At 62.1% G+C, this 18,622-nt stretch carries 16 protein-coding genes and 1 pseudogene; 6 read left to right on the top strand and 11 right to left on the bottom strand.

Annotation, left to right across the window (positions count from 1 at the left end):
* Window positions 1–10: 10 nt before the first annotated feature.
* Genes ACVJGD_RS20145 through ACVJGD_RS20135 form a run of 3 tightly spaced genes read left to right on the top strand, consistent with a single transcriptional unit; the run spans window position 11 to window position 2,441 of the window.
* Window positions 11–1,327 (top strand): MFS transporter, encoded by a 1,317-nt coding sequence (locus ACVJGD_RS20145; RefSeq protein WP_456635982.1) that lies wholly within the window; start codon window positions 11–13, stop codon window positions 1,325–1,327.
* A 13-nt stretch (window positions 1,328–1,340) separates the two neighbouring features.
* Complete coding sequence (locus ACVJGD_RS20140) at window positions 1,341–2,234, top strand: alpha/beta fold hydrolase (RefSeq protein WP_456635981.1); 894 nt, start codon at window positions 1,341–1,343, stop codon at window positions 2,232–2,234.
* A gap of 24 nt (window positions 2,235–2,258) precedes the next feature.
* Complete coding sequence (locus ACVJGD_RS20135) at window positions 2,259–2,441, top strand: helix-turn-helix domain-containing protein (RefSeq protein ID WP_456635980.1); 183 nt, start codon at window positions 2,259–2,261, stop codon at window positions 2,439–2,441.
* 72 nt (window positions 2,442–2,513) lie between these two features.
* On the opposite strand, the gene ACVJGD_RS20130 is transcribed toward ACVJGD_RS20135, so the two are convergent.
* The 3 genes from ACVJGD_RS20130 to ACVJGD_RS20120 are packed head-to-tail and all read right to left on the bottom strand — an operon-like array spanning window position 2,514 to window position 6,522.
* Complete coding sequence (locus ACVJGD_RS20130) at window positions 2,514–3,137, bottom strand: hypothetical protein (protein WP_456635979.1); 624 nt, start codon at window positions 3,135–3,137, stop codon at window positions 2,514–2,516.
* Complete coding sequence (locus tag ACVJGD_RS20125; RefSeq protein WP_456635978.1) at window positions 3,127–5,310, bottom strand: hydantoinase/oxoprolinase family protein; 2,184 nt, start codon at window positions 5,308–5,310, stop codon at window positions 3,127–3,129. Before ACVJGD_RS20125 ends, ACVJGD_RS20130 begins: the two co-directional genes overlap by 11 nt.
* Window positions 5,311–5,325: 15 nt before the next feature.
* Window positions 5,326–6,522: a hypothetical protein gene (locus tag ACVJGD_RS20120; protein ID WP_456635977.1), complete on the bottom strand. Its 1,197-nt coding sequence runs from the start codon at window positions 6,520–6,522 to the stop codon at window positions 5,326–5,328.
* 474 nt (window positions 6,523–6,996) lie between these two features.
* Between ACVJGD_RS20120 and ACVJGD_RS20115 the strand changes: the two genes are divergently transcribed.
* Window positions 6,997–7,830 carry a phytanoyl-CoA dioxygenase family protein gene (locus ACVJGD_RS20115; RefSeq protein WP_456635976.1) on the top strand — a complete coding sequence of 278 codons (834 nt, stop codon included), beginning with the start codon at window positions 6,997–6,999 and terminating at the stop codon, window positions 7,828–7,830.
* Window positions 7,831–7,917: 87 nt separating this feature from the next.
* Here the strand turns inward: ACVJGD_RS20115 and ACVJGD_RS20110 are convergent, their stop codons facing one another.
* The 7 genes from ACVJGD_RS20110 to ACVJGD_RS20080 all read right to left on the bottom strand — a co-directional run bounded on the left by ACVJGD_RS20110 (window position 7,918) and on the right by ACVJGD_RS20080 (window position 16,979).
* Window positions 7,918–9,063 (bottom strand): xanthine dehydrogenase family Fe-S subunit, encoded by a 1,146-nt coding sequence (locus ACVJGD_RS20110; RefSeq protein ID WP_456635975.1) that lies wholly within the window; start codon window positions 9,061–9,063, stop codon window positions 7,918–7,920.
* Between the two features lies 1 nt (window position 9,064).
* Window positions 9,065–9,904, bottom strand: coding sequence for an FAD binding domain-containing protein (locus ACVJGD_RS20105; RefSeq protein WP_456635974.1), 840 nt, complete (start codon window positions 9,902–9,904; stop codon window positions 9,065–9,067).
* Complete coding sequence (locus ACVJGD_RS20100; RefSeq protein WP_456635973.1) at window positions 9,901–12,261, bottom strand: xanthine dehydrogenase family protein molybdopterin-binding subunit; 2,361 nt, start codon at window positions 12,259–12,261, stop codon at window positions 9,901–9,903. The genes ACVJGD_RS20105 and ACVJGD_RS20100 overlap by 4 nt, the downstream gene beginning before the upstream one ends.
* A gap of 41 nt (window positions 12,262–12,302) precedes the next feature.
* Window positions 12,303–13,682 carry an amidase gene (locus ACVJGD_RS20095; RefSeq protein ID WP_456635972.1) on the bottom strand — a complete coding sequence of 460 codons (1,380 nt, stop codon included), beginning with the start codon at window positions 13,680–13,682 and terminating at the stop codon, window positions 12,303–12,305.
* 95 nt (window positions 13,683–13,777) lie between these two features.
* Window positions 13,778–15,193, bottom strand: coding sequence for a TRAP transporter large permease (locus ACVJGD_RS20090; protein ID WP_456635971.1), 1,416 nt, complete (start codon window positions 15,191–15,193; stop codon window positions 13,778–13,780).
* A 43-nt stretch (window positions 15,194–15,236) separates the two neighbouring features.
* Window positions 15,237–15,785 carry a TRAP transporter small permease subunit gene (locus tag ACVJGD_RS20085; RefSeq protein WP_456635970.1) on the bottom strand — a complete coding sequence of 183 codons (549 nt, stop codon included), beginning with the start codon at window positions 15,783–15,785 and terminating at the stop codon, window positions 15,237–15,239.
* A gap of 96 nt (window positions 15,786–15,881) precedes the next feature.
* The gene (locus tag ACVJGD_RS20080; protein ID WP_456635969.1) at window positions 15,882–16,979 is read right to left on the bottom strand and encodes a TRAP transporter substrate-binding protein; all 1,098 of its coding nucleotides are present in this window, start codon (window positions 16,977–16,979) and stop codon (window positions 15,882–15,884) included.
* A gap of 600 nt (window positions 16,980–17,579) precedes the next feature.
* On the opposite strand from ACVJGD_RS20080, the pseudogene ACVJGD_RS20075 reads away from it, so the two are divergent.
* Window positions 17,580–17,795, top strand: a pseudogene (locus ACVJGD_RS20075) (MarR family transcriptional regulator); the annotation flags it as partial.
* Between the two features lie 94 nt (window positions 17,796–17,889).
* The gene (locus ACVJGD_RS20070; RefSeq protein WP_456640595.1) at window positions 17,890–18,030 is read left to right on the top strand and encodes a hypothetical protein; all 141 of its coding nucleotides are present in this window, start codon (window positions 17,890–17,892) and stop codon (window positions 18,028–18,030) included.
* A gap of 57 nt (window positions 18,031–18,087) precedes the next feature.
* On the opposite strand, the gene ACVJGD_RS20065 is transcribed toward ACVJGD_RS20070, so the two are convergent.
* Window positions 18,088–18,621 (bottom strand): aromatic-ring-hydroxylating dioxygenase subunit beta, encoded by a 534-nt coding sequence (locus ACVJGD_RS20065; protein ID WP_456635968.1) that lies wholly within the window; start codon window positions 18,619–18,621, stop codon window positions 18,088–18,090.
* Between the last annotated feature and the right edge of the window lies 1 nt (window position 18,622).

The raw sequence follows: 18,622 nt of genomic DNA, 5'->3' as shown, positions 1-18,622 counted from the left end.
AGGTGTCCTGATGTCGATTACGTTCAGTCCTGCGAGCGTCAGCCCAGCCGGGATACAGAACCCGGAACTTGCGACGTCATTCCGGCGCGCGCAATGGCGGATGCTGCTCGCCGCGATGTTCTGCTATCTGTTTTTCTACACCGGGCGCCAGACCTTCGGCTTCGCCATTCCGGGCATCCAGGCCGAGTTCGGTGTCAGCAAGGAGGCACTGGGCTGGGCCAGCGCGGCGCTGCTATGGTGCTACGCGATCGGGCAGGCGATCAACGGCAATCTCGGCGACAAGTTTGGTGGCCGCCGGGTAATGAGCGCCGGCGCGATCCTCTCGTTCATCATGAACTGGATCACCAGCCTTTCGACCGGGATCGTCAGCCTCTCCGTCTTCTGGGGCATTAACGGTTACTTCCAGTCGATGGGGTGGGCGCCGGGCAGCCGGCTGTTGTCGAACTGGTGGGGACGCCATGAGCGCGGAACGGTTTATGGCCTCTACACCTTCGCAGCCGGTCTCGCGTCGGTGCTGTCTTTCGTCACCTCGCTGATCGTGGTTGGCTATTTTCAGCTCGACTGGCGCTGGATCTTCCGCATTCCTGTCGTGCTGCTTCTGTTAGGGGGCATAGCCTTCTATCTGATCGCTCGCGAAAAGCCCGAGGATATGGGCTTTATCTCGCCGCACGACGAGGCGGACGACGTCAAGGAGAGCGAAAGAACGATCATTGACAACGAGAGCTCCTTTACCCGTTACAAGGCCGTCCTCTCGACTTGGCGCTTGCTCATCGCGGGGGTTGCGATCGGCTTCCAGAATGCGGCCCGCTACGGCCTGTTGGTGTGGGTACCTGTCCACTTCCTCGGCAGCAACTGGGCCAAGGCCGGCGCCACCTCCGCCATCGATCCGCGCTGGATCAGCATCGCGCTGCCGGTCGGCATGGCGGTCGGTGCATTCAGCAATGGATGGATCTCGGACAAGGTCTTCGGTTCACGCCGCGACCTCGCTATCGTGTTGTACATGGTGCTGGCTGCGATCACGTCGCTCGGCATGTACGCCATTCCGACCTCGGAGGTCTATCTCGGAATCGCAGTGCTGTTCCTGTGCGGCGTCTTCACTTACGGCCCGCAATCCTCGTTCTGGGCCTTATGCCCGGATTTGGTCGGCCACAAGCGCGCGGGCACGGCGACTGGCGTCATGAATTTCTTCGCATATCTATTCGCAGGGCTTGGCGAACCGGTGATAGGGCGCTTCATGGATACGCATAATCAGACATCGCTTGTCTTTTTGGTCGTTGCCGCTTGCGCAGCCGCCAGCGCGATGGTTGCCTCCTTTATCCGCCGGTAAGAGAGGTCGAGCCATGCAGCAGAAGTCAGTGACGACGGATGTCCTTGAGATCGCCTATCGCGAATATGGTCCGGCCGACGGCTCGCCCTGCATCATGGGCCACGGCTTTCCCTATGACGTGCACGCCTATGCGGAGACCGCGCCGCTCATTGCGCAGTCCGGTGCGCGGGTGCTCGTGCCCTGGCTGCGCGGCTATGGGCCGACGCGATTCCTCTCGGACAAGACGCTGCGCTCCGGCGAGCAGGCGGCGCTCGGGGCCGATCTCCTTGCCTTCATGGACGCGCTGAAAATCGAGCGCGCGGTGGTCGGCGGCTATGATTGGGGCGGGCGCGCGGCCTGTGTCGTCTCAGCGCTTCATCCGGAGCGCGTGGTCGGGCTCGTCTCCGGCAATTCCTACAACATTCAAGACATCGCCCGCAGCATGGAGCCAGCCTCGCCGCCGGAAGAGGCCGCGCTCTGGTATCAGTATTTCTTTCACAACGAGCGCGGCCGCCGCGCGCTCGATCGCAACCGGGCAGGCTTCGCCCGACAGCTCTGGTCGATGTGGTCGCCCAAATGGGCCTTTGACGATGCAACGTTTGCGCGGAGCGCGGTTGCCTTCGACAATCCGGATTTCGTCGACGTCGTGATCCACTCTTATCGGCATCGTTATACGCTGGCTACAGGCGATCCAGCCTATGCTTCGATCGAGCAACGGCTTGCCGCACAGCCGCCGATCTCTGTGCCAACAATTGCGATTGACGGCGATTCCGATGGCGTCAACCGCGGCACCGCCCATCACGCGCGCAAGTTCGACGGCTTTTTCGAGCGGCGCGTGTTCCGCGATGCCGGCCATAATCTGCCACAGGAGCGGCCGGCGGAATGGGCACAGGCTGTGAACGACGTGCGGAAGGCTGCAGCAGGTTAGGCGCCGTTCCGACTTATCGAGATTGTGGGAGCTTTTTGCGGTTGTAAGCCGTCGAGCTTTAGTCAGCGGATCCCAGGTTCGTTTCTGCACGTCGCGCAGCCTTCCCTCAGTCGACTGATCGAGCAACTGGAAGAGGAATTCGGCGTCGAATTGCTGGTGCGGCATGCGGGGGGGCACAGCCACCGAGCGCGGCCAGCAACTCTATGATCACGCCCGGTGCATCCTCGATGAAGTTGACCACGTTGCTGGCCTTGCTGGCCGCGAGCCTTGTTTTCACAGTCAGCGAGGTGGCAAACGCATCACATAGTCCAGCACCTTGGGATAGCAGGGCAGGTCGAGCAGGGTTTGCGAAAATGATCCGGCCGCGATCTCGGCGAGCGTTGCGATGCCGGTACGCCACTGCCACTTGCCTAGCTGCAGCAATGTGGCGTGATAGCGACGAGCGATGGGTACTCCAGATCGAATAGCTTCGGCATGATGGTAAAGTTCGTGAGCGATGAATACGTCTTGGGTCGTTGCCCGGCCAAGACATCGCCTAGCCAGATCATCGACGAGCACTTGCTCAAGCGGGGCGATCCCACGTGCGTAGAGCACAATAAGCGGTGGCCGGGATCGATACTCGGCAAAACGCCATATAGAGCTGACCAAGGGATCATCGTCGGCGACAACGACATGCACTTGAAGCTCGCGCGCAATTTCACGTGGACCTAATCCGGGAAAACGCTCTTGCAGACTCCTCGCCGTCGATGCACCGTCGAGAAGGGCGTCGGAAACGGCGGCGAGTTGGGTACGGTCGTCCAGACGCACTGCATAGCGGTCGGTCTTCAGCATCAACAGTCCGAGCGTCTCCGGTAACGCGGTTGCGACCTCCTCGAAGCCTAAGCTTGCGCCGTCATGCGCCATCTCGCAAACCTCGGGACGGTGGTATGCCGATCAGTGCTATCGAAGCATCCGCTGTCAGTCCATCGAGTTCGCCGCGGGTGACTGCCATGGCCTGATCGATCGAATTCACGCCGGACAAATCGATTAGCTGTCCCCCGACGATTACGAAAATATCAGGCGTGATCGTGCTGTCGCCGTTGTAGATCGTAGTGTCTTCCCACAGCCGCCGCAGGCCATCGATCGCCGTCTGCGCAGTGACCCGACGCACCACGCTGTGGCTGCGTTGCACACGAATGACGCCGTCGAGATCAATCGCGCGAACCGGACTGCGGCGCTTCTTGAAGATGCCCCAAATCCGTTCTTCCACCGCGCCCTGGAAAACGCGGATGCGCGGCGTGGCGGCCGCAAGCGCAACACGTTCCGGGCTGACGCCCATCGCCTTCGCCGCTATTTCGCGCGCCTCGATCTCTCCAACCTCTTCCCGTCGTTGACGCGCGCGCATTTCCGAAGCGCCCATCGCGGTCGCCCGGACACGATGGGTGTTCGGATCGACCTCGATCGTCACCTCGACGCCGTCAGGTGCAGCGCCGAGCTTGACCACGGCTTCAACAGCCTCGCGGCGGATTCGTTTGATGTCCTCGGGCTTTGCATTGGGTATGATACGTTCGACCACGTCGCGGACCAACGCCAGCGCGACGCCAATAGAGGAAATCACTTCGGCATCTCTGGAAATTTCGTGGTGAAGGCCGGTCCGGATGGATGTGTGAGGGATCAAGGCGGCCGCACCGCCACCCTCGCCAACGAGCAATGCCTGATCGCGATCCAGCTTGTATTCGGCGATCAGATCGTCGACGACGGGGATGACCTTGTCGGTGGCGATATCGAGTATAGCGCGCGCCGTGTCCTCAATCGGTTTGCCGATGAAGGCGGCGAGTGCTGCCATGGCGCGCTTTGCCGATTCCGTGTTGCCGCTGGCGTGTAGACCGGGCCTGGCGTAGCCAAGAATGTTGGCCGCGCAGGTGTTGGTGACGGCATAACGGGTGCCGGTAGCCGAACGTAGCGCGACATAGTCGGCAGGATCGTCAGCCTTCGGCTGGAAGAACTCGATCTTGGGGTCGATGATATCTTCAGGGTCGGCAAAAGCGGCGTAGGGGAGGCCGGCAATATGGGCACTCCGGGGGCCGACATCGACCAGTTTGCCGTCACGGGCGCGGACCATGCTGCCGCCTGCGATACCGATCACGCGAACGTCGAGCGAGCTGACATAGGTTTCGTGGCCGCCGACGCGCGCATATTTGACGGTCGGACGTCCATTCCGGATTACGCCGATATTGGTGCTGGTGCCGCCAACCTCAAAGTATATGCCGTCGGATATGCGTAAATACATCAAGGCTCCCGCGACGCTTGCTGCGGGACCAGACAGCATCGTCATGACCGGACGGCGTCGCATCTCCTTGATATCCATGACGCCACCGTCGCCGCGCATGATCATCAGGGGCGCCACGATGCCGGCCTCGCGAACGCTGGCTTCGGTCATCGAAGCGGTGTCGATCATCTTTGGCAGGATGCTGGCGTTTATGACGGCGGTGCGGGTTCGTGTAGTCAAGCCATAGAGCTTGGTGATCTCGTTGCCGCAGGTTGCGGCCAAACCGGCCTTGACCGCCAGGCCGCGAACGGTCTCCTCGGCCTCGTTGTCATCGACGCCGAAGGCCGAACTGGCCACGACCACCTTCACGCCGTCGGCCTTGAGTTCGTCGATCGCCTTGTTGATTGTGTCCTCGCTCAGCGCTTCCTTCATGAGGAAGCGATTGGCAGGCGTGAGATAGCGACCCGGCGCGAGTTCAATCGGTTTCATGGCGCTCTGACCCTTGGCCAGCAGCGACTCCACGCGGGTCGACATCCCGATCACGCCCACATTTGCGACGTCACCCTCGAGCAACGCATTGGTCGCCTGGGTGGTCGAATGGGCCAGAAAGATGACCTCGCGGGGGTCGACAGATGATTGCTCCAGCACGTTGCGGAACACCTCAACGACCCCTTTCGCGACGCCGCGCGGATCGGAATGAGTAGTCAGCACCGAGAACCGGCCGACCACTTCATGGGTCGCATTGTCTATCAACACAGCTTTGGTGAAAGTCCCGCCGACATCGATGCCGATGCGATAGGCGCGAGCAGGTGTGGTCGGTTCCGTCAACTTGTTGTTGTCCTTCTAGTTGATAGAGCCAAGCATCAGGTAGCAGATCAATGAATTGACGGCGACCATCAGGCAGCCGAAGGGCAGGGCTGTCTTTAGGAATTCCCCGTGGCTGACCTTGGTCTGTCCAATTGTCCAGAGGGTCCACGAGTTGGTCGGGTCCATGCTCCCCTGCAGGATCGTCGGCGCAAGCCAGATCGAATAGAGATAGGGAATTGGGATGTCCTTGTTCGCGAGCACGATAGCCAGCAGCGCAGCACCGGTGCCGATGACGACAAGCGGCCCACGGTAGATGCTCCCGATGCCTCCAAGCAAACCGAAGAAGATAGCGGCCTGCAGCGGCGTGTGCGGCAGTACAGGGGCGAAGAGCGGTTTCAGGGCATTGGCGACCTCGGGAGTCTGGCCGGCAACGATGATCATGCCGCAGATCGTCCATAACGCGGCCATGGTCGCGATGTCGGGAAACGCATCGGAGAACGTCTTGTTGAAGAGATTGATGCTGCCCTGAAACGTTCGGTCCCGTCCCGTCAATACGAGGGCAAGCACGATCGAGACCAGGAAGGTCGGGATTATTTCCCATTTCAGGATCATGATCATCAGTACGGGAAAGACCGGCACGATGTATGTGTAATATGGCGTCCGCCTGCGAACTGCAGCTTCATCGGCCTCGGCTATGTCGATGGACGACAACCGGCGCGCACCACCGTTCCGCAGGTAGATAAATTCGAGGAACCACGCCGCCAGGATGTAAACGCCCATTCCGACGATCCAGTACGTCAAATAGGGCGCTTCATACTTGAGACCAGGAAACAGTTTTTGAAATGTTCCGAACTGAACGAGGTTGATAAAGGTGCCGGCACCGATTCCCATCGTGAACGCGGGCGCAGCAACGTAAGGCGGGATGCCCTGGCCGAGCATGATCGGCAGTGCGATGATGCCGATGGCGATTGCGGCGCCAACGCCGTACATCGACGTAAACAGCAGCGCGGTAACGAGGGTAATGGTCATCGCAGTGACGAGTGGCCGATCGCCCGCCAATTCCACCGCTGAGCGGATTACACTTTCGGCAATACCTGTCTGGATCAGCACCTGCGCAAACCAGGCGCCGAACACGATGATGATGACTGCGCTGGCGTAGGCGACGCCGCCGCCCTGAAGAATCTTCTTCTGAATTTCATCGATACCGATGCCGGCGATCGCCGACCACAGCACTGCCAGTATCAGCAGCATGATGATCGGGCTCTGCCCCCGGATGATCAAGACAACGACGGCCAGAAATGCAACGAGCAACGCAATGCCAGTTCCAACGTCCATGGTCGCTTCCCTTCCCCGTTTCGCTGGCCATTTTGATATCGGCCTTTTTGCGAGCAATAAGTCTGGCATAACTGGCAGGAGCTGGCGAGACCAAGATGCGCACACGTGCAATGAGTGAGACGCTCGCATGTTGCGGGCATTTGCGCCGCACCAATTGCGAGCGTGCCCGAGCGTGTCGCTAATGCGGTCGTTACGGCGTTCCGCGCCGAACGTTGCTGATGTCCGTATGACAAATCAACAAATGACTTGTGCGGTGCACGGACCTGGATAGCTGCTGCGCATTCTACGCTTCTTGACAGGGCCAGACAGCAAGCTCACCTTCGCCAAAAATCTGTTGCTGGTCGCAATGAAAAAGAAGACTGGAGGATACGAATGCCGAAATTGCTGAGCGAGAGCGAGATCAATAACTATCGCGAGCGTGGCTACCATTTCCCGGTTGATGCCCTGAGCGAAAGCGAGGTCGCAGAATTTCGCGGCAAGCTCGAGGACTATGAGGCAAGGAGCGGCGGCCCGATCAAAGGCGAGATGCGCCATCGCAGCCATGTACTCTTTCCATGGATCAACGACATGATCCGCCATCCCAAGATCCTCGATGCGATCGAGGATTTGCTGGGTCCGGATATCCTCTGCTGGAATACAAGCTTCTTCATCAAGGAGCCGCACGATCCCGGGTTCGTGTCCTGGCACCAGGATGCGACTTATTGGGGATTGAGTTCGTCCGATGTGGCCACCGCCTGGATCGCGATATCGCCAGCCAACAGATTATCCGGCTGCATGAAGTTCGTGGCTGGGACCCATAAGCAGCAGGTCCAGCACGAGGACACTTTCGACCAGAACAACCTTCTGACCCGCGGTCAGGAAATCGCTGTGAAGGTCGATGAATCCGAGGCCGTCTTCGTCGAGTTGAAACCCGGACAGGCTTCGCTGCACCATGTATTGTTGTTCCATGGATCGGAACCCAATCGCTCCGATGACCGGCGGATTGGTCTGGCGGTCCGCTACATCCCGACACGGTTGAAGCAGGCGGTAGGACTAAGGGATTGGGCGACGCTGGTGCGGGGCAAGGATATCTACCGTCACTTCGAGCCGGAATACGTGCCGAAGCGCGATCTCGAGCCAGAGGCACTGGCGTTCCATAAGGCAGTGACCGAAGAACAGGTCCGCGTGCTCTATCGCGGTACTGATAAGACCGCTTATCGTGCCTGACTGCGGCTCGACGACCTCTTACAGAGCTGATTGACCGTGCCCGTCAAAGAGGCGCGATCGCGTGGTCGATCTGTCGATTTGCGATGATCAGCGCCGTCCGGCGAGCCGGTCCTTCAGGATGGCCCAGGCCAGGGACCAGAAACTGATCGGCTTGATCTGATTCGCCGACGCTGCTTCGCCCTTGAGTGAGCGCTCGAGATTGGCTGTAAAGTCCGATGTGAGGCGCTGCACAACGTCCTGCACCAGACCAGCGCGATTGAACTGCGCCAGCCGGCCACTCAGACGCCATGACAAGGTGACGGCAAGCGTGCTCGTAGCAGGCGGATCGCCATCGCCGGGCAGCACACGCCATTCGACTTCGCCCTCGGCGCTCGAACCAGATCCCGTGTCCCGTCCGCGACCGGTCATGCGGCCCTGACGTGCTGTCGCATCCAGAGTAACGGTGCCGTCACCCTTGAACGCAACCTTCATCGGCCCCAGCGCCATGTGCATGCGGCCTTCGATGCGCTCGCCGTCGATGGTCGTGATCTCCGCACCGGGCAGGCAGGTCGCGACCTGCTTCAGATCGGCGAGCTTCGTCCATACGTCGGCAGGTGCCGAGGCGATCTGAAGCCGCTGTTCGATCGAGGTCCAGCCTTGCCGCGACGAAGTGGCCGCGGCGCTTGGCGGCGCAGATGGTTTGGCCGGTGAAACAGTTTCCCTAGGCGGTACTGGTGACTCCGCTCGGACCGCGCTCGCCACGACGGTGGCGACATTCGCCGCCGGCTTTTTGCCTGCGCTGACCTCATGGATCGCCTCGACGATGCCGACATAGCCGGTACAGCGGCACAGATTGCCCGACAGCTCTTCGCGGATCCGCGCCGGCGTAACTTCCCCAAGGCGAACCACGATGTCTCGTGCGGTGATCAGCATGCCGGGCGTGCAGAAGCCGCATTGCAGGCCGTGATGCCTGGTGAACGCGGCGCGCAACTCGCCCATGAGAGGATCGTTGTCGAATCCCTCGATCGTCGTCACCGACGCGCCGTCGGCGTCTCCGGCATAGCTGATGCAGGAGCGCTGCGGCTTGCCGTCGACAATCACTGTGCAGGCGCCGCAGACGCCCTGTTCGCAACCGGCATGCGCGCCGGTCAGGTTGAGATCTTCGCGCAGCAATTCCAGCAATTGCGTACGCGGCTCCGCGCTGGCGCGCACCGACCGGCCATTCACCGAAAGCGAGATATCGATCGCCGGCATGTCAAGACCTCCGCGGCTCATTGAGCTGCGCCAGGCTGCGCTCTACTGCCACGGCGAGTTGCTGCCGATGTGCGACGTCGAGCGTGGCGAGCATGTCGTCGATCTCGTCACGGACAAGGGCGGCTGCCTTGTGATGGCCGTCCTGCTGCAGCGATGCGGTCGCGCGCGGCAGCAGCAGCGGGCGGCCATTCAGGGCACCGGCGACGACGCGGCAGATATCCAGCCTCGGGTCGACGACGCATGCGCCGATCGCCTTGGCAAACTCGCCGGTCTTGCGACAGACCTTGTAATAGCCCCAACGCATATCGGGCGAGAATCTCGGGATGTGCACGGCGCACACGATGTCCTCCGGCGCAAGTTGCGGTGTGAATGCGCCGCGCAGGAAGTCCTGCGTCGCGACGGATCGCGCTGAGGCTTTGGCGTTGCGGATCTCGAGAGTGGCTCCGATCGCGGCCATCGTGGACACCCAGTCTGCCGCTGGATCGGCGTGCGACAGGCTGCCGCCGACCGTGCCGCGGTTGCGCACCGCGCGATAGGCGATGCCGCGGGCGACGAAAGGCAGAAGCCCGCGCGTCGGGTCTTCGATCATGCCGTCTTCGATCTCGGCATGGGTCCAGGTCGCGCCAAGCGAGAATATGCGGCTGTCGGCCTCGATCGCGCGCAATTGCGGGATGTGGCGGATGTCGATGAGTTTGCCGGGGCGGGCAAGCCGCAGATTGAGCATGGGCCCAAGCGACTGGCCACCGGCAAACACCTTGGCTTGTCCATCGCTGGCCGCGAGCCAGTCGAGCGCGTCGTCGAGCGTGCGCGCCCGCGCGTAATCCAGAACCGCCGGTTTCATGCCGCATCCTTGGTGTTGGCGCGTCCGCCTTTCGCGATAGCGGCAAGAATGCGCTCCGGCGTCGCCGGGATATCGCGCAGCACGGCATTCAGTGGCGAGAGCGCATCGTTGATGGCGTTGACGATCGCCGCCGAGGGCGCAATCGCGCCACCTTCGCCGACGCCCTTGATGCCGTGCGCGGAATAGGGCGACAGCGTTTCCATATGATGAATGCGGAAACGCGGCAGCTCGGTCGGCCCTGGCAATAAGTAATCGATCAAAGTGGAGGCCAGCGGCTGGCCATTGTCGTCATAAGGGCTCTCTTCAAAGAGCGCCGTTCCCACGCCTTGCGCCGCGCCGCCGAAGGTTTGTCCCTCCACGATCATCGGGTTCACCATGCGCCCGCAATCCTCGACGATGGCGTAATCGAGGATCTCCACGAGACCGGTCCTGGCGTCCACGGCGACATAGGCGGCGTGGCTCGCATAGGAGAAGACGCCGCTGTCGACCTCGGGCTTGTAGGCCGCCGTCGCTTCCAGCCCGGCGCGATCGACATTGTCAGGCAATTCGTCGGGGCGGATGTACCAGGCGCGGCCAACATCCGCATAGGAAACATTCGCCGCGCCCGCGAAGATCCGCCCCTCACGGAAAGTGACGTCCTCCGGTTTGACCTGCAGCAGATGCGCCGCGATGGCCTTGATGCGGCCGGCAACGATGTCCGCCGCGCGCGACACCGCGCCGCCGGTCATCACGATGCCGCGCGAGGCATAGGCGCCCGTGGAGAAGGGCGTGGTCGCAGTGTCGCCCAGCGTCACCCGGATATCATTCAGCGGAACGCGCGTCATTTCATGCGCGATCTGCGCCAGCGTGGTTTCGAGCCCTTGCCCGATCGTGTGGATGCCAGCTTTGACTTCGAGCGCGCCGTCGGGCGTGAGCTTGACATGGGCCTGATCGAAGCCCGGCACCAGCGGAAGCCCCCAGGCGGCGAACACCTTGGTGCCGTGCGCGGACTGCTCGGTATAGGTCGCGAAGCCGATCCCGAGATAGCGGCCCTTCTCGTCGCGCGCAGGCAGCTTGCGCCGCGCGTCGAAATCGATCATGCGCTTCACTTCCAGAAGCGAAGCCGGATAGTCGCCGCTGTCGTAATGCTTGTTGGTGATGTTGGTGTAGGGCATCGCCGCGGCAGCGACGAGATTTTCCATGCGCACCTCCCACGCCTCGCGCCCGACCGCCTTGGCGATCGCATCGATGGTCAGTTCGATCGCGAAACAGACGCCCGGTCGCGCCACGCCTCGGTATGGCGCGAAGGGCGGCTTGTTGGTTGCGACCGAATAGGTCTTGCAGCGATAGGATTTGAGGTCGTAGGGGCCGGGCAGATTGCCGCCGGCTTGCGCGGCTTCGAGACAGGCCGAGAACGGCCAGACCGAATAGGCGCCGCAATCGACCGACACTTCAGCGTCGAGACCGAGCAGGCGTCCGCGCGCGTCGGCATAGGCTTTCAATTTGTATTCGTGCTGGCGCGCATTGGCGCCGGCGGTCAGATGTTCGCGGCGGTCTTCGATCCAGCGGAACGGCTGCTTCTGTGTCAGCGCCAGCCAGGCCACGGCGATCTCCTCCGGCATCAGCATGCATTTGTAGCCGAAGCCGCCGCCGACATCGGGCGGCGCTACGCGCACGATCGCCTGCGGAATGCCGAGACATTCTGCGAGGCCGATGCGGATCAGATGCGGAACCTGCGTGGAGGTATGCACGACAAGCTGCCCGGCGCGGTGGTCCCACCATGCAACCAGGCCCTTGCCTTCCATCGGATGCATGACCTGCCGGGCGGTCGACAAGTCCAGCTCGACGCAGACCGACGCCGTCTGCGCGATCCCGTCCATGCCGCGATCGAAGCTGGTTTCGAGGAAGAGATTATCGCCCCATTCGCGATGCAGCAGCGTTGCCTCGCGCTGGCGGCCGCCAGTGCTCGATGCGATCACCGGGATCGCGTCGTAATCCACATCGACGAGCTCGCAGAGATCCTCCGCCGCCGCCCGGTTATCGGCAACGCACATCGCCACGATTTCGCCGACGAAGCGTACGCGTCCGTTTGCCAACGCGGGATAGTCGGAGACCTTGTAGCCGGGGATAGAGGACCTGGTGGTGATCGGCGCGACACCGGCGAGATCGCTGTGAAAGAAGACGCAACCCTCAAAGCCTTGCGGCTTGCCCTGTCGGGTGATGAGCGCATGCGCCACCGGGCTGCGCAGGAATGCGACTTCGCGCATCCCCGGGATACGAATGTCGGCGGTGAATTGGCCACGGCCATGCAGATGCCGGGCGTCTTCCTTCCGGGGCGCCCGGGCGCCGATGCCTTCACCGTCGTTGCTGTGTGCCATTTGCGTTATTCTCCCTGCGCTCGAACCGACAGCTTACCTCATCACCGCGCGTCGAGAAGTCGCCAGGGGTGGTGCCGCTCATAGAGTGCGACGGCCCCGAGCAGCTTTGCTTCCTCGTACCAGGGGGCGACGAGCTGGAACGCCAGCGGAACACCGTTGTCCGAGAGGCCGGCGGGTACGCTGATCGCGGGATGCCCGGTCAGATCGAACAGATTGAGGTACGGCGTCCATTCGCGTCGCATGTCGCCGACCATCTCTCCGTCGATGCTGATCGGATCGAGCGGCTTGTGCAGCGCACCCAAAGGCTCGCAGCTCATCACCGGCGTCACCAGGAAGTCGAAGCCGTCAAACAGCTTCTGTACGTGACGGAACAGCGCGGTGCGCTTGTTGAGCGCGCCCTGAAGATCCTGTCCGGAATAGGAGAGACCGGCGCGCACACCCGCGGTCAAACTCGGTTCGATCTTGTCCTCGACGTCGTCGATGACCTTGCCGAGCCGCGCCGCCCAGTTCGACTGCTGAAGGATGCGCCAGGTCGGCTCTGGATTGTCCATCGTCCATTCGATTTCCGTAACGGAGGCGCCGTACCCATCCAGCGTCTTCGCGACATTCCGGATCGTCTCGGTCATCGCACGGCTGATGCGCGCATTACCGACCCGCATGATCAGGCCGATGCGCTTGCCGGCAAAGTTTCCCGCATCGACGCCGGCCTGTGATGCGTCAAAGCGCGGCAAGCCGAGCGAATGCGGATCGCTTGGCGCCGGACCGGCCATCGTTTCGAGTGCAAGCGCCATATCCTCGACATTGCGCGTGATCAGGCCGAGATGGATGAAGTTGGAAAACCCTTCCGGCACGAGATCATGCGGGACGCGACCGAGCGTGGGCTTCAGCCCAAGCACGCCAGTGCAGGCGGCTGGCAGTCGCGTCGATGCGCCGGCGTCGGTGGTAAGCGCAAGGCGCACGAGGCCTGCGGCGACGGATACCGCGCCACCGCAGCTCGATCCGCCGCAGGTGGCGTCCGGATTCCAGGGATTGATGGTCAGGCCGGTCAAGGGCGAGGAGCCCATCATGGTGTGGGCGAATTCGGTGGTCGTGCTCTTGCCGATAATAACTGCTCCAGCCGCGCGTAGCCGAGCGACCGCGATCGTGTCGGCCTCGGCAGGCGCAGCGTCCTGCATCAGCCGCGAACCCCAGTTCGTCGGCAAGCCGCGGACATTCAGGATGTCCTTGACGCTGACCGGAACGCCGGCGAGCGGTGCAGCGCAGGCGCCGCTCGCATCGATGGTGCGCGCAGCGGCAAGCGCGCCGTCGCGGTCGATCCGGACAAAGGCGTTAAGCGTCGGCTGGCTTTGCTCGCAGCGCTCGATCGTGTCGGAGATGGCGTCTTCGACGCTGCCCGTTCCCGCGCGGATATTGATCTGCATGTGCGTCAAGTCATCAATGCCGAGATAAGAGGTATACTGACGATATAGCCGACGCTGTCAAGCCGCCGTCATGCGAGGGAGAGTCGCAGCCGCGCTCACTTGAAGTTTATTGTCGTTGCGTCGCTGTCCCCGCTGTCGCTCTTTGGCAGATCGATGCGGATGGTGGCCGGATCGACGTTTGATTGCTTGTCGATCCAATAGGTGACGCTTGCCGGCCAGAAGATCACGACTGCCACCAGTACGAGCTGTAGTCCGACCCACGGTAGTGCCCCGAGGTAGATGTCGCGAGATAACACCTCTTTCGAGGCGATGCCGCGGAGGTAGAACAGTGCAAACCCGAAGGGCGGGTGCATGAAGCTCGTCTGCATGTTGACGCAAAGCAGGACCCCGAACCAGACGAGATCGATGCCGAGTTTGTCGGCGACCGGCGCCAGCAGCGGAATAATGATGAAAGCTATCTCGAAAAAATCGAGGAAGAAGGCGAGGAAGAACACGAAGATGTTGACGAAGATCAGGAAGCCGACTTGTCCGCCTGGCACATGGCTCAGGAGGTGTTCAATCCAGCGCGAGCCGTCGACGCCCTGAAAGACGAGGCTGAACACGGTCGATCCAATCAGAATGAAGATGACCATCGAGGTGATGCGCATGGTGTTCTGCATCGCCTGATTGACCAGCGGCCAGCTCAATCGACGGTTCAAGGCGGCGAGGATGACCGCGCCGACCGCGCCCATGGCGCCGGCCTCCGTCGGTGTCGCGAGGCCCATGAAGATGGTGCCGAGCACCACGAAAATCAGGATGATCGACGGCACCATGCCCCAGAGGACGCGGCGCACCAGTACCCATCCACGCTGCGCGCGCGCCTCTTTGGGCAGGGGCGGGACGCGCTGCGGCGAAATGATCGAAACGGCGGCGATGAAGGCCAGGAACAGCAGCACCTGAAGGATCGAAGGGCCGATCGCGCCCGCATACATGTCGCCGACGGAGCGACCAAGCTGGTCGGCGAGCACGATGAGCACGAGCGATGGCGGTATCACTTGCGTGATCGTTCCGGAGGCCGCGATCACTCCGGTGGCGATGCGCATGTCGTAGCCGTAGCGGATCATGATCGGCAGCGAAATCATGCCCATGGCGATGACTGAGGCGGCGACGGTACCGGTGATCGCACCGAGAATGGCGCCGACGATGATGACCGCATAGGCGAGCCCGCCGGGCACGCCGCCGAACAACTGGCCGGTGCCTTCCAGAAGATCTTCGGCAAGGCCGCTGCGTTCGAGGATCGCGCCCATCAGGGTGAAGAAGGGAATTGCCAGCAGCAGATCGTTGGACAGGATGCCGAAGATGCGCAGCGGCAGGTTTCCGAGATAGGCCTCGGGAAAAAAGCCCATGCCGACCGACAGGAAGCCGAAAAACAAACCAACGGCCGCAAGCGAGAACGCGACCGGAAAGCCGATCAGCAGGAACAGGACGAGGCCGCCGAACATCAGCGGCGGCATATGGGCCACTGTCAGCATCGGGACAGTTCTGTCGAGGATCGGATGTACGCGGCGGATAGGGTCATTGTTCCATACGGTGATATTCGGTCATGACCTCGGCCTCGGGCGCCACGCCACGCAACAGCGCGATGCGTTTGACGAGCTCGGACATGCCCTGAAGGGTCAGCAGCAGGAAGCCGACCGGAAGGATCAGCTTCACCGGCCAGCGCAGCAATCCGCCGGCGTTGGACGAACCTTCATCCGTCAGCCAACTCGTGACGAAAAACGGCCATGTCATCCATGTCAGCAGGATCGTCGCCGGCAGCAGGAAGAAGATGATGCCGAAAACATCCACGTAGAGCCGGGTTCGCGGACGGTAATTGCCGTAGAGCAGGTCGACGCGGACATGCTCGTTGCGGAACAGCGTGTGGCTCGCCCCGAGCATGACGATCCCTGCAAGCATGTACCATTGCGCTTCCAGCCACGCATTGGAGCTGTAGCTGAAGCCGTAGCGAACAACGGCGTTCGCAGCGCTGATGGCGCACGACAGACCGACCATCCAGTCCGCGATCCGTCCGAATGCTGCGTTGGCGGCGTCGATCTTCCGGCTAAAGGCGAGCAAGGCGTGCATCGATCTCTCCACACCGGCGCGGTGAGCGCGCCGATTTCCCGCGACCGTCAAAGGCTGATCGCCCGGCAGCGTCAGTGCGCGATCGGGCGCGCAGCATCATTGTGATGCCGCCGGGATATCGTGCGTGAGGCGGTAGGCGTCGAGGCTCTGCTCTGCGACCCGGAACCACGGATTGGAGCTTTCGAGGAAACGCTTCCAGGGGTCGTAGATGGTCTTGAAGTCGGCGTCCTTGGCGGCAATCTCCTCGAATGTCTCGAAGCTCGCCTTGTAGCACGCGTCCAGAACCGCGCGCGGGAACAGCCGCAGTTGCGTGCCTTCCCCGATCATCCGCCGCAACGCATCCGGATTGCGCGCGTCATACTTTGCGATCATGAACATCATCTGCTCATTGCACGCGGTCTCGAACGCGACCCTGAACGGCTCGGGCAGCGCTTCCCAGGCGGGCAAGCTGACTGGCGCGGTGATGCCGGCGCTGCCTTCCCACCATCCCGGGGCGTAATAGAACTTGGCGACCTTGTTCAGGCCGAGCTTGGCGTCGTCATATGGGCCGATCCATTCCGACGCGTCGATGGTGCCGCGCTCCAGCGCCGAATAGATATCGGACGGCGGCAGTTGCTGCGGCACGGCGCCGAGCTTGCGCAGGATGGTGCCGCCAAGTCCGCCGATGCGGATCTTCAGGCCCTGCAAATCCTGCACGGTGTTGATTTCTTTCCGATAGAAGCCGCCCATCTGCGTACCGACGTTGCCGACGGGGAAGGGGATGACGTTCGACTTCTTGTAGAAGGCGCGAACCAGCGGCAGGCCGCCGCCTTCATACAGCCAGGCGGCCTGCTGCCGCGCATTCAGGCCGAACGGAAGTCCGGCATCGAACGCATAGGTCGGGCTCTTACCGATATAGTTGGCGGACAGAATGTGTCCGCATTCGATGGTGCCGTTTTGCACCGCGTCGAGCACCTGCAGCGCCGGAACGACTTCGCCGCCGGCGAAGCAGCGGATCTCGAAGCGGCCTTCGGTGAGCTGACCGACGCGGCGGCAGAGGTCTTCGGCCGAGCCGTGAATCGTATCGAGGCTCTTCGGCCAGCCGGTGGCCATGCGCCAGCGGACGGTCGGTTGAGTTTGCGCGATGGCCGGTGCGGCGAGCGCGACGCCGGCGGTACCGCCCGCCAGGCCCAGAAGCAGTTTGCGGCGATTCATAGTCCCCATCCTTTCTTCGCTTGAGAAATGTCGTCGCTTGCGCGCGCGGGGCGGCCGCACATATCGCGCCTGTTCGCCAAGAGCCATGTCGGTCGCGGTATTCGGTGAAGCATATTAATCAGTATATATCCTATTTTAGAAGATGCAAAAGCTGCACCAGTCGGAAGATGGTCTCTTGGTAAGGGCAGCGGTCCTGGATCTTTCGTCTGACGTGGCATTCGCTTAATGCCTTATCACTGAATAGGTTTTGCAGTTGCAACGATGTTGACCGGAGCGCCGTATCCAAGAACCGCGCCGAATAGCGACCGCCTCGGTTTCATTGCGGATCGCGCCGGCGTCACTATATTACACAGCGTACTGCCTATTTTTCTTGCGGTAGATGCCTAAGGCTCTGGCCGCGGCAGGGACGGCAGGTCAGGAATAACCGGGACGAAGGAGGTGCGAGTGGATGCTGGCGGTGGTAGAGAACGGCCGGAAGCCGTCGCAGGGAGATTGTTGAAATTGGCAAAATCCAAAAAAAGCGGGAAACCCAAGCCAGTGCGGAAGGCGAAAAGCCAGCCCGCCGGAGAGAAGGCGGAGCACACCTCGCTTTACGCCAGCATGCCGTTGTGGGCCCGCCCTGGCTTTCTGATCCGGCGGCTGCACCAGATCAACTATGCCTTGTTCTTCGAGGAATGCGCCGGCTTCGACATCACGCCGGTGCAATATGCGCTGCTGACCACGCTCAGCCTCAATCCCGACACCGACCAGCATACGCTCGGGCGGGAGGTCGGCATCGACCGCACCAACGTCGCCGATGTGCTGCGTCGCCTTGAGCAGCGTGGATTGCTGACGCGCCGCAAGGGCGAGCAGGATCGGCGCGCCGTGCTCGCGCGCCCTGACGCCGGCCGGGGAGAAGGTCACCCGGGAGATGTTCAAGGCGATGCAGCGCGCGCAGGCGCGCCTGCTCGAGCCTTTGCCGCCCAAGGAGCGCGCGGCCCTGATGGCGGCGCTGCTGCGGCTGGTCGACGCGAACAACCATCTCGGCCGCACGGTCTTTCAGCCGAGCTGAGATCGTTCGCCGGCTGCGCGCCTTGTCTGCCGGTTCGTCGCGGCAGGTCATATGTGGTCACACCGGCAGACAAAGCGCATTCGGCACCAGCAGATTGTCATAGACGCAGCGCCGGTCGGCCAATTTGAGCACGCCGTTCTCGCGGCGGAATACGTCGTAATACACGCCGACCTGATGCAGCGTGGCGTCCGGTCGGTCGAACAGCACCTGCAGCACGACGTAATTCGCGCGCGCCTTGATGGTGCCGTGGCGCTCTTCGCTCTGCACGTCGAGATTACCGATGATGTGCCGCAGATAGCGGGGCGCAAACATCGCGGTCTCGCTCAGGGCGAAGGCGCGGTCGCGGATCATGCCCTTGCCCTCGCAATAGATCAGTCCAACCGGCATGTCGCGGTCATGGTTCTCGCGCGACAGGATGACGTAGGTCGCGTCCTCCGTGAACATCTCGGTCCAGTCGGCGAGACGCTGCTCGTCGAGCGCGTTCGCATAGCGCACGTTGAAGGTCTCGATCTCGTGCCGCAGCAGGACTGCCTCGAGGCGCGGATCCATGAGCGAGTCGGATGCAGGGTTGCGCTTAAGGGCCATATCCATG

This window comes from Bradyrhizobium sp. USDA 10063 (genome assembly GCF_054063735.1).
This window is presented reverse-complemented; position numbering and strand designations above follow the sequence as displayed.